This window comes from Nocardia puris (genome assembly GCF_036051655.1).
In the GTDB taxonomy this organism is placed as follows: domain Bacteria; phylum Actinomycetota; class Actinomycetes; order Mycobacteriales; family Mycobacteriaceae; genus Nocardia; species Nocardia puris.
Map to the genome: position 1 here is coordinate 624,815 of NZ_CP107943.1, position 13,301 is coordinate 638,115.

Consider the following 13,301-nt stretch of genomic DNA (forward strand, 5'->3'; position numbering starts at 1 on the left):
CGCGCCGCTCACTCCCACTCGATGGTGCCCGGCGGCTTGCTGGTGACGTCGAGGACCACGCGGTTCACTTCCGCCACCTCGTTGGTGATGCGCGTCGAAATGCGTTCCAGCACTTCGTAGGGCAAGCGGGTCCAGTCGGCGGTCATGGCGTCCTCGCTGGAGACCGGGCGCAGCACGATGGGGTGGCCGTAGGTGCGGCCGTCACCCTGCACGCCGACGCTGCGGACATCGGCCAGCAGCACCACCGGGCACTGCCAGATCTGGCGGTCCAGACCGGCGGCGGTGAGCTCCTCGCGGGCGATCGCGTCGGCCTGGCGCAGCGTGGCCAGACGGTCGGCGGTCACCTCGCCGACGATGCGGATCGCCAGACCCGGACCCGGGAAAGGTTGGCGGGCCACGATTTCCTCGGGCAGGCCCAGTTCGCGACCGACGGCGCGCACCTCGTCCTTGAACAGCAGGCGCAGCGGCTCCACCAACTCGAACTCGAGATCCTCCGGCAGGCCGCCGACATTGTGGTGCGACTTGATGTTCGCGGTACCGCTGCCGCCGCCGGACTCCACCACGTCGGGGTAGAGCGTGCCCTGCACCAGGAACTCGACCTCGGGCGCCGCGCCGTCCTCGGCGCCGTGCTCGGCCACGACCTCGCTCACCGCGTCCTCGAAGGAGCGGATGAACTCCCGGCCGATGATCTTGCGCTTCTCCTCCGGGTCGGTGACGCCCTTCAGCTCGCCCAGGAACTTGTCCACCGCGTCCACGGTCACCAGCTTCGCGCCCGTCGCGGCCACGAAGTCCTGCTGCACCTGCTCGCGCTCGCCCGAACGCAACAGGCCGTGATCGACGAACACACAGGTCAACCGGTCGCCGATGGCGCGCTGCACGAGCGCGGCGGCCACGGCGCTGTCCACGCCGCCCGACAGTCCGCAGATCGCGTGCCCGTCACCGACCTGCTCGCGCACCCGCTGCACCAGCGACTCGGCGATGCTCGCCGGCGTCCAGGTGGCCGGGATGCCCGCCAGCTCGTGCAGGAAGCGGCTCAGCACCTGCTGACCGTGCGGGGAGTGCAGCACCTCGGGGTGGTACTGGACGCCGGCCAGGCGGCGCCGCTTGTCCTCGAACGCGGCGACCGGCGCGCCCGCCGTGGTGCCGGTGACCTCGAAACCCTTGGGCGCGTCGGTCACCGCGTCGCCGTGGCTCATCCAGACCGGCTGGATGGTGGGCAGGCCGCCGTGCAGCAGACCGCCGTCGATGTTCAGTTCGGTGCGGCCGTATTCGCGGGTGCCGGTGTGCGCGACCGTGCCGCCCAGCGCCTGGGCCATCGCCTGGAAGCCGTAGCAGATGCCGAAGACGGGCAGTTCCAGATCGAACAGCCGCGCGTCCAGCTGCGGCGCGCCCTCGGCGTACACGCTGGACGGACCGCCGGACAGGATCACCGCGAGCGGCTCGCGCGCCGCGATCTCCTCGACCGTGGTGGTATGCGGAATCACCTCGGAGTACACGCTCGCCTCGCGCACGCGCCGGGCGATCAGCTGAGCGTATTGGGCACCGAAGTCGACGACGAGGACCGGTCTCTGGGATTCTGCCACCGCCACAGTCTAGTGAGCCCGCCAAACCCCCTTCGCACCCCGCCACCGCTGGTTATCCTCTTGCTCGTGCCCTTCGCCCACGCGGTAGACGCCGACATCCACTACGAGGACAGCGGGGGCGGCGGACCGGTGGTGCTACTCGCGCACGAATTTCTCATGGACCACACCATGTTCGCTTCACAGATCGCCGCGCTGGCACCGGAATTCCGTGTCGTCGCCTGGGACGCGCGCGGCCACGGCCGCACCACCGACCAGGGGCTGCCCTTCACCTACTGGACCTCCGCGCGCGACGCGCTCACCGTGCTCGACCACGTCGGCGCCGAACGGGCTGTGGTCGGCGGCACCGCCCAGGGCGGGTTCACCGCGCTGCGCACCGCGCTCATCGCGCCCGAGCGGGTGGCCGCGCTCATCCTCATCTCCACCGAGGCGCACGGACCCACGCCGCACCAGGCCAGCGCCACCCAGCAGTTCCTGGACGAGTGGTGCGACGACGACGCGAAGGAACGCGCCGTGCACCGGCTGGCCACCTGGCTCATCGGCGACGACGAACACCACCGCGGCGTCTGGACCAGGCGCTGGCTGACCAGCGACCGCCGCGGCCTCGACGCCGCCGCCGGCGCGCTGCTGGCCCGCGACTCCGTGCACGAGCGGCTGGCCGAGATCACTTGCCCGGCCCTGGTCATCCACGCCACCCGCAGCGGTATCGGCCGCGACCGCACCACCCAGCTCGCCGACGCCCTGACCGACTCGACCTACGCGGAGATCGACGGCGCGCGCCTGGCCGTCACGATGACCCACGCGGAATCGGTGAACCACACCATCCGCCGATTCCTGCGCGAACGGGTGTCACCGCTGCGGGTGCGCTGAGCGGGTCGGCTCGCAGGCCGTGCCCGCCGAAGCCGCTCCCCCAGCGAAACTGCGGCGCACCAGGTCAGCCGCTCAGGCGCGGACGCTGAGCCCGACCTTCTGGAACTCCTTCAGATCCGAGTACCCGGCCTTCGCCATCGAGCGGCGCAGGCCGCCGACCAGGTTCAGCGAGCCGAACGGATCATCGGACGGGCCATACAGCACGCGCTCCAGGCTCGGACGCACCTGCTCGACGGGCTCGCCACCCAGATCCCACGGATCGGCCACGTGCAGCAGCGAGCCGCGCGGCACCGACGGGTGCGCGGCGGCCGACGGCCAGTACCAGCCACGACCGGGCGCCTCGGCCGATACGGCGAGCGGCACACCGAGCACCGCCGCGTCGGCACCGCACGCGATGGCCTTCGCGAGCTGGCCCGAGGTGGCGATATCGCCGTCGGCGATGACGTGCACGTAGCGGCCGCCGGTCTCGTCCAAGTAGTCGCGGCGCGCGGCCGCCGCGTCGGCGATCGCCGTGGCCATCGGCACCCCGATGCCCAGCACCTCGCCGGTGGTGGTCGCACCGGGATACGAGCCGTAGCCCACGATGACGCCCGCCGCGCCCGTGCGCATCAGGTGCAGCGCGGTGCGGTGATCGCTCACCCCGCCCGCCACCACGGGCACGTCCAGCTCGGCGATGAACGTCTTCAGATTCAGCGGCTCACCGTCGCCCACGTGCTCGGCGGAGATGATCGTGCCGTGCACCACCAGCAGGTCCACACCCGCCTGCAACAGTCCGGGCGTCACGGCGCGCGCGTTCTGCGGGCTCACCCGCACCGCCACCGTCACCCCGGCCGCGCGCACCTCCGCGACCGCCGCCGCCAGCAGATCCGGCTGCATCGGCGCGGCGTGCAGCTCCTGCAGCAGCGCCACCGCGCGCTCGTAACCGCCCTTGCCGACCAGCTCCAGCAGCTGCTCGATCTTGGACTCCACATCGGCGTGCCTGGCCCACAGGCCCTCGCCGTTGATCACGCCCAAGCCGCCGAGGCGCCCCAGCTCGATGGCGAACTTCGGCGAGACCAGCGCGTCGGTGGGATGGGCCAGGCACGGGATCTCGAAGCGGTAGGCGTCCAGCTGCCACGCCAGCGACACCTGCTTCGACGACCGGGTCCGCCGCGACGGCACGATGTCGACGTCGTCCAGTTCGTAGGTACGCCGGGCCGTCCGGCCCATGCCGATCTCGACCATGTCGCGCACGTGATCCTCCTGTGTGGTTGGCGCGCCGGGGCGCGCGTGTTCGCGCCCCTTCCTGTCTCGCGTCCCGGCGATCGAGACTCGCGCTGACGCGCGTGCGCTTCGATCGCCGGGCCACGAGACGGGCCGCGAACGGTCGCTCGTCGGGCTCGCTCCGTGCGTGGTGGCGAGGGTGAGAGCGTTCGATGTGTTCTGTTGTTCACCCTGCCCCGGGTGAGTTGGACGCGTTCGTCTGGCGGATGTGCGCCGAACGCGAAAGTCATGGGAGATCGGCCCTGTTCCGGGCAGGCGGAAACCCGACTACGAACCTAGTCGCCTGTCGTCCGATGGAGAAGGGCCACAGGTCTGCGCGAGCCGGGGTCCTCCGGCCCGCGCAGGCCCGCGCTCAGTTGCGGCCGGTGTAGTTCGGGGCCTCGACGGTCATCGTGATGTCGTGCGGGTGGCTCTCCTTGAGACCCGCCGCCGTGATCTGCACGAACTGCGCCTGCTGCAGGTCGGCGATGCTCTGCGCGCCCGTGTAGCCCATGCCCGCGCGCAGGCCGCCGACCAGCTGGTGGATGACCTGGTTGACCGGGCCGCGGAACGGCACCCGGCCCTCGATGCCCTCGGGGACCAGCTTGTCCTCGGCGAGCACGTCGTCCTGGAAGTAGCGGTCCTTGGAGAACGACTTGGCCTGGCCGCGGCCCTGCATCGCGCCCAGCGACCCCATGCCGCGGTAGCTCTTGAACTGCTTGCCGCCCACCAGGATCAGCTCGCCCGGCGATTCGGCGGTGCCCGCCAGCAGCGAACCCAGCATGACGGTGGACGCGCCCGCCGCGATGGCCTTGGCGATGTCACCGGAGAACTGGATGCCGCCGTCGGCGATGACCGGCACACCGTGCGGCTTGCACGCGGCCACGGCCTCGAGAATCGCGGTGATCTGCGGCGCGCCGACACCGGCCACCACGCGGGTGGTGCAGATCGAGCCGGGGCCCACACCCACCTTGACCGCGTCGGCGCCCGCCTCGACCAGCGCCGCGGCACCCGCGCGGGTGGCGATATTGCCGCCCACCACCTGGATGCGGTCGCCGACCTCGGCCTTGACCTTGGCGACCATCTGCAGCACCTGCGCCTGGTGGCCGTGCGCGGTGTCGACCACCAGCACGTCGACACCGGCGTCGGCCAGCGACATGGCGCGCGACCAGGCGTCCGCGCCCACGCCGACCGCGGCGCCGACCAGCAGGCGGCCGTCGCGGTCCTTGGTGGCGTCGGGGTACTGGTCGGTCTTGACGAAATCCTTGACGGTGATGAGCCCGCGCAGGCGGCCGTTGCCGTCCACGATCGGCAGCTTCTCGACCTTGTGGCGGCGCAGCAAGCCCAGCGCGGCCTCCGCGGTGACGCCCTCCTGGGCGGTGATCAGCGGGGCCTTGGTCATCACGTCGGCGACCCGGCGCTCTTGGTCGACCTCGAAGCGCATGTCGCGGTTGGTGATGATGCCCACCAGCGCGCCGGTCTCGTCCACCACCGGCAGTCCGGAGATGCGGAAGCGGGCGCACATCGCATCCACCTCGGCGAGGGTGTCGGAGGGGCGACAGGTCACCGGATCGGTCACCATGCCCGCCTCGGACCGCTTCACCGTCTCCACCTGGGCCGCCTGATCGGCCGCCGACAGGTTGCGGTGCAGCACGCCCATCCCGCCGGCGCGCGCCATCGCGATGGCCATCCTGGCCTCGGTGACGGTGTCCATCGCCGAACTCACCAGGGGGGTCCGCAACCGGATCTCCTTGGTGAGCAGGCTCGAGGTCTCCACGGAGCTGGGGATCAGATCCGAGGCGGCGGGCAGCAACAACACGTCGTCGAACGTGAGCCCGAGCATGGCGACCTTGTTCGGGTCGTCGCCACCCGTAGGGGGGCGGACTGCGAGCCGTTCGCCCGATACGGGATTACTCATTCGGATCGACCCCTCCTGGACGTCGAAAGCGAGAGACGCCGGCGAACCGGCGTCGCGCACAACTGATGGGATGGACGGTGGCGGCGAGGTCAGCGTGTCGGGAACTGTCCGGCGCCTGCCGTCCATGGTATCTGTCCCGCAAACCCCGCCGACGACGGGCCGAGCCGGGCGCTTCGCGAAACTGGCACCCGCCATCGCTGGCGCAGACCGCCCTGTTCTGCGTACCGTGGGTGTGTGCGTGACCATCTACCACCTGGCTTGCCGCCGGATCCGTTCGCCGGAGACCCCTCCGACCCGTCCGCCGCACTCGATGCCATCGAGCCCGGCGAACCGCTGGATCCCCACGAGCGCCTTGCGGTCGAGGAGGATCTCGCCGACCTCGCGGTGTACGAGGCCCTATTGGCGCACCGCGGTATCCGCGGGCTCGTCGTGAGCTGCGAGGACTGCAGGCAGGATCACTACCACGATTGGGACATGTTGCGCGCCAACCTGCTCCAACTGCTGGTCGACGGCACGGTGCGCCCGCACGAGCCCGCCTACGACCCGACGCCGGAGGCGTACGTCACCTGGGACTACTGCCGCGGTTACGCGGACGCGTCCATGAACGAGGCCTTCCACGGCGACGGGTTCGACGGTTTCGACAGCTGATCCCGGCTCGCGCACACCGACACGAAAAAGCCGACCTCCCGTGGAGATCGGCTGCGGCCCGGCTGTTTCCGGGCGCCCTCTTCACGACATCCCGCACAACGCACGCATCGATGTGATGTCGCTCGCCCCGCCGGCGACGGCCGACGGGCCACCCACGGCGAACCGCCGCGGACTGTGAGATCGATTACCCCCGAGGTCAGCTCGGCGGCGTCTGCTCGCCACCGGGCAAGCCGGGGATGTTCGGGATCGGGATGGTGATCGTGCCCGGCCCGTCCTCGACATGCGTCCGGGTGGGCGCCACCGTGCCCGCCGACGTCGGCACCGCGGTGGGCGGGGTCGTCGGCGCGGACGTAGGCGGCGTGGTGGGCTCGACCGGAGGCGTTGTCGGGGCGGTGGTGTCCACGGGCGGCGTGGTCGGCCTGGTCGGCGGCTCCGTCGGCTCGGTCTCGGACGGCTCCTGCGACGTCGACGACTCCGGCGGCACGCCCATGATCGTGTTGGTCACGTCGCTGGTCGGCGGCACCGGCGCGGTCGAGCCGGGCGTGGTGGGCGCGGTCGGATCGAGCGTCTGCTCGAGCTGGGCCGCGATCTCGGGCGAGATGCCCCGCAGCTCCGCCAGCAGGCGCTGCCACTGACCGGCCAGATCCCGCTTGGTGCTGTCGTCGCTGACCTGGGAGACGTTGACCTGAGCCCGCTCCAGCAGCGCACGGGCCTGCGCCGCGTTGCCCTGCTCGATCGCCTGCCGGGCCTGCGTCAGCTCGGAATCGGCACGCGCCACCACGGTGGTCTGCGCCTGTTCACTGAACACGACCTCCTTGACCCGCCACAGCGGATCACCGGGTTCGGCGTTGTAGGAGAACGCCGTCACCCCGCCGAAGACGAGAGCCAGTGCGGCCGCGGTACCCGCGATCGGGCCGACCAGGCGTAGCCGGCCACGATTGGCCGCGCTCACCCGGACTTTACGGGCGCCGATCTCCTGGTTCACCGCGGCGAACACCGTGTCCAGATCCGGGTCCGCCGGTAGGTCGGGAGCCACGAGCTCCGCGCGCCAGTCCGCCAGTAACGAGGCGAGCTGGAACTCCTCCGGGTTGTCGGTCTGCACCGGCCCACCACCGGCGATGGCGTCGATCAGAGCATCGTCGCGGCGTACCGCGACGATGTCGACCGGGCCGCTGTCGCCGGCGCCCTCGGCGTAGGGACCGCTGTTACGCGATCCACGTCGCGCCTTCCAGTCATCCCTAGCCATACATTTCACCTGCCCTCGCCACTTGTGACTTCAGTTTCGCGAGTGCCCTGTGCTGGGCCACTCGTATCGCACCCGCCGTACTGCCCACGGCGACCGCGGTTTCTTCCGCTGACAAACCCATGACCAAGCGCAGGATCAGGATCTCCCGATGCTTCTCAGGAAGCGTTGCGAGCAGACGGTTCATCTGCCTGCTCGTCTCGGATTCGAGAGCTCGCTGCTCCGGGCCTTGGTCGGTGGATATGACATCTGGTACTTCGGCCATCGCCTCCGCCTTGTTACGAGCGGCGTTGCGATGTGCGTCGGCGACCTTGTGCGAAGCGATTCCGTATACGAAGGCCATGAAGGGCCTGCCCTGGTCCTGATACCTGGGCAGCGCGGTCATCACGGCCAGACATACCTCCTGCGCAACATCGTCGGCGGAAAGCTGGCCCCGCTCGGCCGCACCGATACGCGCACGGCAGTACCGGACAACGAGCGGGCGGATCAGCTCGAGTACCTGAGCTAAAGCGGATCTGTCGCCCTGCGCTGCGGCAGTGACGGCGAGGTCCAGCTCTTCGCCCGAGTGAGTCATCGTCAGAGATATTCCTGGCGTTACAAGTGGCACCGGCCCGATGACCTGTGCTCCCGCAAGTGTTTGCGGAACGGGTCTAACAATAGCGACACCCGGCGCGCGGCCGGGCAACATGGTCGGTTGTCACTACAACCCGAGCGGTCGGAAAGTGCCCCCACGACGGGCTATCTCGGCCGAGCAGGCCCGCGCCTCCCTCTCCGCGGATGCCTCGCCGAGACCGGATCGCAGCATCGCGCACGCCCACCGCAACGGCAGCAGATCGCGCTCCCGGCAGTCGGCCGCGACTATGTCGGCCATCACCTTCGCGGTGCCGAGATCGCCCGCCGCGGCACTCGCGGCCGCGAGCAGCAGCCGCGATTTGATCCGGTGCCGTACCGAAGACGCATCGTCGGCGGCCGCCACGGCCGCGCGCGCGTGCGGCAACGCCGCCTCGGCGGCGCCCGCGGCGAGTTCGGCCTCGGCCGACACCCAGTGCCGCCGGATCCCGGCCCGCCACCGGTCGTCGGGCACGGTGGCGGCGCAGCGCGCCAGCAGCCGCCGCGCCAGGGCGATCCTGCCGACGCCGAGCGCGTCGGCCGCGAGCCCGGTGAGGGCGTCGGCGGCGGCGTCGTACGCGTCAGGGCGGTACGGGCGCCCGAGCCCGGGCAGCGGTCCCTCGTCCGAGCCTGAGGCAGCACGCGAAGCGATCAGGGGCAGCGCCAGGCCCGCCGCGTCACCGTCCGGGCCGGAGGCGAGGGTGTGCCAGCCGAGCTGGCGCAGCAGCGAGCCGCGGGTGCTCGCGGCGAGCGAGAGCAGCACCGGATCGGCCCCGCCCGCGCGCACCCGAGCGAGTTCGGCGCGGGCCGCGGCGTAGCGGCCCTGTCCCCCGAGCACCACCGCGCGCAACCAGTGGCCGTAGGCGTCGTGGGCGGCTGGCAACTCGGCAGCGGACATGCCGGGGCGGCCGCCGAACGCGGCGTCGGCGAGGGCTTCATATCGAACATCCACAGGGGGATCTTGCGCGAATACGGCCCGCGCACCAACCCCGGCCCACCGCCGGTCGCCCTCCGGTTCCGGGGCGCCCGAAACCTTCCGGCAACCCTCCAGCATTTCTTGCACGGTATTGATGTTTCCATCACGTAAATCTCGTCCGGCGCCCCGGGATCGGCGACCACTCGAATTCACATGCGTTTCGCGCAATTAACCTCGGCGCCGCGTTTCCGCCATCTCATAGGCTCTCGACATAGCAGCCTCCACCACTCCCTCGAGGGCGCCCCGACGGCCCCGCACACCCCTCCGATACCGGAACGTACCGAGAAAAATATGAACTGAACTGCGCAAACACTCGGCGCATGCGAGCAGGGATCAGCGCGCCGCCCACTGGCCAACCGGCCAGTATTACCGGATGACCTGTTAAATGTAAACAGCGCCCAGGTTAAATCTCGCCATTAAGGATTCAGAAAACCGGTGCGCCGAACTATTGACGGAATTTCGCGGCTGGACCTAACGTAGCTCATCGCCACGGACGGCGCCGCGCGAAATGGCAGCGACCGCGAAGGGCGAGCCGCGGGGCATCGCCGATCGCGATGTGGCCCACGACTGTTGCAGACACACTGCTCGACAACGCCGACGAGCTCGCACTACGAGGAGTTCACCATGCCCATGCCCACCCACCTCCCCGGACCGAACGCCGATGTCTGGGATTGGCAGATGCGCGGCTCCTGCCGCGGCGTGGACTCGGCGGTGTTCTTCCACCCCGACGGCGAGCGCGGCCGCGCCCGCACCGCCCGCGAGATGCGCGCCAAGGAGATCTGCCGCACCTGCCCCGTCCTGATGCAGTGCCGCAGCCACGCGCTCAAGGTCAGCGAGCCCTACGGCATCTGGGGTGGCATGTCCGAGACCGAGCGCGAGATGCACGCCCGGCGCAACCGCAGGCGAATGGCAGTCTGAACAAGCGACCCATCCGCGCGTTGCGGGGCGCCGAATGACTTCCCAAACAACCGGCCCCTGCTACACCGGATGCTCGATCACCGGCCGGGCGCCCGACGGCCCATCGCCGAGCGCGCCCGGGACCGACGTCGAGGTACGGCATCGCGATATCCGCAGGCAGCGCTCCTTGCGAGCCGCCCGCGGACGCACGGACGTCGGAGCGGAGCCGCGCGTCGGCTCCCGGTGTGCCACAGCTGAATCGCCCGGCGTGTCGCGCTCGCACGGCACCGTAGCTGGGCCGTTGCCATTTCTTGCCGACCCCGCCGGAAGGAGGCGATAGCAACGCGCTACGGTAGTGACCGATGACACAGAATGGAGCGTTGTGACAACGCGGCCGCCGGCCGCAGAGGGCGACTCGTTCCGTAGAGAAGCCATCCCACCGAGCGTGGAATCTGCGGTGTCGGCACGCGCAGCCGAAAGCATCGAGCTAGCCGCTCTCTTGCATCGTTGCGGCGAGTCCGACCAGGAAGCTTTCGCCGAACTGTACGACCGAACGTCGGCTCGGGTGTTCGGTCTGGTGCTCCGGGTGCTCCACGACCCGGGGTACGCGGAGGAGACGACACAAGAGGTGTATCTCCAGATCTGGCGAACCGCAGCCAGCTTCGACCCCGCGAAGGGGTCCGCCGTGACGTGGTTGATGACGCTCGCCCACCGGCGTGCCGTCGACCGGGTCCGCGCCGAACAGGCGCACACCGTGCGGGAAGTCGCGTACGGGGTGCGGGTGCTCGGCAACGAGTTCGACGAGGTGACCGAAGAGGTCGAGCGCAGGCTCGAACAACAGGCCGTCCTCGCCGGGCTCACCGGCCTGACCGAGACACAGCGGGAAGCCATCTCGCTGGCCTACTACGGCGGCCGGACCTACGCGGAAGTGGCCACCCATCTCGGCGTAGGGTTACCGACCGTTAAGTCCCGGATTCGGGACGGATTGACACGACTGAAGAAAAGTTTGGGGGTGACGTGAGATGAACGAAGGCCAGGTCGATCTCGCGCACACCGTCGCGCTCGGATCGATCGACGACGAAGACCATCACGCGGTACAGGAATTGCTCGACGGTGAGGATCCGGTACTACGTGCCGTGTTCCTCGCGGAGGTACAGCAGACCAAAGACGCTCTGTGTACCCTCTCCGCCGTGACGGCCACCGCGCCGCCACCCGCATTGCGCGCCCGGTTGCTCGCGGCCATCGCCGCCGAGCAACCACCAGTGGCCTCCTGATCGAGATTCACCGGTTCCGCCCGGGCCCGAGGAGACGCTCCCGGCTCGGTTGCTCGCTCCCCCGGACCTCGTGCGCGTCCGAGCGCCGGTCCCCACGATCACCGTCGGTGCCAGGGTGACGGTGCGGTTCCCCCGTCACTTCTCGCGCACGCCGCGCAGGCCGTCGAGATCCGCCTCCCGCGGACATCCGCCCTCGCGCACATCCCCCGAAACGACAAGGCCCCCGGAACATGTCCGGGGGCCTTCGCCATACCGCGATCAGTGCGCGTGACCGTGATGTCCGTGGTCGTCGGCCTCCTCGGCCGGCTTGTCGACCACGGCGCTCTCGGTGGTGAGCACCATGCGCGCGACCGAGGCCGCGTTCACGACGGCCGACCGGGTCACCTTCACCGGGTCCACGACGCCGTCGGTGAGCAGATCGCCGTAGGTGAGGGTGGCGGCGTTGAAGCCGTCCTTGCCCTCGGCGACCTTGCCGACCACCACGGCGCCGTCCAGGCCCGCGTTGCTGGCGATCCAGTACAGCGGCGCCTCGAGCGCCTTGCGGACCACCTCGACGCCGACGGCCTCGTCACCGGACAGCGAATCGCGCAGCTCGACCAGCTTGGCCGCGGCCTGCACCAGGGCGGTGCCGCCACCGGGCACGATGCCCTCGTCGACGGCAGCCTTGGCCGCGCTCACCGCGTCCTCGACGCGGTACTTGCGCTCCTTGAGCGCGGTCTCGGTGGCCGCGCCGACCTTGATCACCGCGACACCGCCGGACAGCTTGGCCAGGCGCTCCTCGAGCTTCTCGCGATCCCAATCGGAATCGGTGGCCTCGATCTCGCGGCGCAGCTGCGCGCTGCGGGCCGCGATGTCCTCGGCGCTGCCCGCACCGTCGACGATCGTGGTGTCGTCCTTGGTGACGACCACGCGACGCGCCTTGCCGAGCAGCTCGATGCCCGCCTCGCGCAGGGTGATGCCGAGATCGGGGTTGATCACGGTGCCGGCGGTGACGACGGCCAGGTCGTCGAGGAACGCCTTGCGGCGGTCGCCGAAGAACGGAGCCTTGACGGCGACGGCCTTGAGCGTCTTGCGGATCGCGTTGACCACCAGGGTGGACAGCGGCTCGCCCTCCACGTCCTCGGCGATGATCAGCACCGGCTTACCGGATTCGGCGATCTTCTCCAGCAGCGGCAGGAAGTCGGGCAGCGAGGTGATCTTGTCCCGGTGCAGCAGCACCAGGGCGTCCTCGAGCACGGCCTGCTGGGTGTCGGTGTCGGTGACGAAGTAGGGCGAGAGATAGCCCTTGTCGAACTGCACGCCCTCGGTGACGACGAGCTCGGTCTGCAGCGTCGAGGACTCCTCGACGGTGACCACGCCGTCCTTGCCGACGGTGGTCAGCGCCTTGCCGACCATCTCGCCGATCTCCTCGTCGCGCGAGGACACGGTGGCGACCTGCGCGATGGCCTGCTCGCCCGAGACCGGGGTGGCCGCGGCCAGCAGCGCCTCGGAGACCGCGTCGGCGGCCTTGGCGATGCCCGCGCCGACGGTGATCGGGTTGGCACCGGCCGCGACGTTCTTCAGGCCGCCGCGCACCAGCGCCTGGGCCAGCACGGTGGCGGTGGTGGTGCCGTCGCCGGCGACGTCGTTGGTCTTGGTGGCGACGCTCTTGACGAGCTGGGCGCCCAGGTTCTCGAACGGGTCCTCGAGGTCGATGTCGCGCGCGATGGTGACGCCGTCGTTGGTGACGGTGGGGCCGCCGAAGGCCTTCGCGAGCACCACGTGGCGACCGCGCGGGCCGAGGGTGACCTTCACCGCGTCGGCGAGCTTGTCGACGCCGCGTTCCAGAGCCCGGCGAGCCTTCTCGTCGAACTCGATCTGCTTTGCCATAAGTCCTTTTCCTCGGATTCCGGGGCGGCGCGGCCCGGTGGGGCCGTGACCCGCCGCCCGGTTGGGGGCTGAAACGACAGAGCCCCGGCCCCGTGGAAGGGGAACCGGGGCACCGTCGTTACGACTCGATCCCGGACGAGGCCGGGAAGCGCGGGCCGGTCGGGCCCGCGCCGAG

12 protein-coding genes are annotated in these 13,301 nt (G+C 70.2%); 5 read left to right on the forward strand and 7 right to left on the reverse strand.

What is annotated here, in order from left to right:
- Positions 1–8 precede the first annotated feature (8 nt).
- On the reverse strand, positions 9–1,589 hold the full coding sequence (gene guaA, locus OHB21_RS02765) for a glutamine-hydrolyzing GMP synthase (protein WP_067512290.1): 1,581 nt from the start codon (positions 1,587–1,589) through the stop codon (positions 9–11).
- Between the two features lie 60 nt (positions 1,590–1,649).
- Between guaA and OHB21_RS02770 the strand changes: the two genes are divergently transcribed.
- Positions 1,650–2,450 (forward strand): alpha/beta fold hydrolase, encoded by an 801-nt coding sequence (locus OHB21_RS02770; protein WP_067512358.1) that lies wholly within the window; start codon positions 1,650–1,652, stop codon positions 2,448–2,450.
- A gap of 72 nt (positions 2,451–2,522) precedes the next feature.
- Here OHB21_RS02770 and OHB21_RS02775 read toward each other — a convergent pair whose 3' ends face one another.
- Together OHB21_RS02775 and guaB are read right to left on the reverse strand one after the other, a co-directional pair.
- Positions 2,523–3,683 carry a GuaB3 family IMP dehydrogenase-related protein gene (locus OHB21_RS02775; protein ID WP_067512288.1) on the reverse strand — a complete coding sequence of 387 codons (1,161 nt, stop codon included), beginning with the start codon at positions 3,681–3,683 and terminating at the stop codon, positions 2,523–2,525.
- Positions 3,684–4,065: 382 nt separating this feature from the next.
- Complete coding sequence (gene guaB / locus OHB21_RS02780) at positions 4,066–5,610, reverse strand: IMP dehydrogenase (RefSeq protein ID WP_113975215.1); 1,545 nt, start codon at positions 5,608–5,610, stop codon at positions 4,066–4,068.
- A 234-nt stretch (positions 5,611–5,844) separates the two neighbouring features.
- Here guaB and OHB21_RS02785 point away from each other — a divergent pair, with 234 nt between their 5' ends.
- Positions 5,845–6,258, forward strand: coding sequence for a DUF5319 domain-containing protein (locus OHB21_RS02785; RefSeq protein ID WP_011207424.1), 414 nt, complete (start codon positions 5,845–5,847; stop codon positions 6,256–6,258).
- 196 nt (positions 6,259–6,454) lie between these two features.
- Here the strand turns inward: OHB21_RS02785 and OHB21_RS02790 are convergent, their stop codons facing one another.
- The 3 genes from OHB21_RS02790 to OHB21_RS02800 form a co-directional block, all read right to left on the reverse strand.
- Complete coding sequence (locus tag OHB21_RS02790) at positions 6,455–7,504, reverse strand: anti-sigma-D factor RsdA (protein ID WP_195125498.1); 1,050 nt, start codon at positions 7,502–7,504, stop codon at positions 6,455–6,457.
- Positions 7,497–8,075, reverse strand: coding sequence for a sigma-70 family RNA polymerase sigma factor (locus OHB21_RS02795; protein WP_067512282.1), 579 nt, complete (start codon positions 8,073–8,075; stop codon positions 7,497–7,499). Before OHB21_RS02795 ends, OHB21_RS02790 begins: the two co-directional genes overlap by 8 nt.
- A 126-nt stretch (positions 8,076–8,201) precedes the next feature.
- Positions 8,202–9,062, reverse strand: a complete 861-nt coding sequence (locus OHB21_RS02800) for a hypothetical protein (RefSeq protein WP_113975216.1) — start codon at positions 9,060–9,062, stop codon at positions 8,202–8,204.
- A gap of 648 nt (positions 9,063–9,710) precedes the next feature.
- On the opposite strand from OHB21_RS02800, the gene OHB21_RS02805 reads away from it, so the two are divergent.
- The 3 genes from OHB21_RS02805 to OHB21_RS02815 all read left to right on the forward strand — a co-directional run bounded on the left by OHB21_RS02805 (position 9,711) and on the right by OHB21_RS02815 (position 11,257).
- Positions 9,711–10,004 carry a WhiB family transcriptional regulator gene (locus tag OHB21_RS02805; RefSeq protein WP_067507208.1) on the forward strand — a complete coding sequence of 98 codons (294 nt, stop codon included), beginning with the start codon at positions 9,711–9,713 and terminating at the stop codon, positions 10,002–10,004.
- A gap of 424 nt (positions 10,005–10,428) precedes the next feature.
- Complete coding sequence (locus OHB21_RS02810) at positions 10,429–11,004, forward strand: sigma-70 family RNA polymerase sigma factor (RefSeq protein WP_067507211.1); 576 nt, start codon at positions 10,429–10,431, stop codon at positions 11,002–11,004.
- 1 nt (position 11,005) lies between these two features.
- Positions 11,006–11,257 carry an RskA family anti-sigma factor gene (locus tag OHB21_RS02815; RefSeq protein WP_067507214.1) on the forward strand — a complete coding sequence of 84 codons (252 nt, stop codon included), beginning with the start codon at positions 11,006–11,008 and terminating at the stop codon, positions 11,255–11,257.
- A 258-nt stretch (positions 11,258–11,515) separates the two neighbouring features.
- On the opposite strand, the gene groL is transcribed toward OHB21_RS02815, so the two are convergent.
- On the reverse strand, positions 11,516–13,126 hold the full coding sequence (groL, locus tag OHB21_RS02820) for a chaperonin GroEL (protein WP_067507217.1): 1,611 nt from the start codon (positions 13,124–13,126) through the stop codon (positions 11,516–11,518).
- Positions 13,127–13,301: the final 175 nt, after the last annotated feature.

Bases quoted from the DNA above. Each gene is read 5' to 3' on its own strand.
- guaB (WP_113975215.1), bottom strand. From the start codon at position 5,610: ATGAGTAATCCCGTATCGGGCGAACGGCTCGCAGTCCGCCCCCCTACG.
- OHB21_RS02790 (WP_195125498.1), bottom strand. From the start codon at position 7,504: ATGGCTAGGGATGACTGGAAGGCGCGACGTGGATCGCGTAACAGCGGT.
- OHB21_RS02795 (WP_067512282.1), bottom strand. From the start codon at position 8,075: ATGACTCACTCGGGCGAAGAGCTGGACCTCGCCGTCACTGCCGCAGCG.
- OHB21_RS02805 (WP_067507208.1), top strand. From the start codon at position 9,711: ATGCCCATGCCCACCCACCTCCCCGGACCGAACGCCGATGTCTGGGAT.
- OHB21_RS02815 (WP_067507214.1), top strand. From the start codon at position 11,006: ATGAACGAAGGCCAGGTCGATCTCGCGCACACCGTCGCGCTCGGATCG.
- groL (WP_067507217.1), bottom strand. From the start codon at position 13,126: ATGGCAAAGCAGATCGAGTTCGACGAGAAGGCTCGCCGGGCTCTGGAA.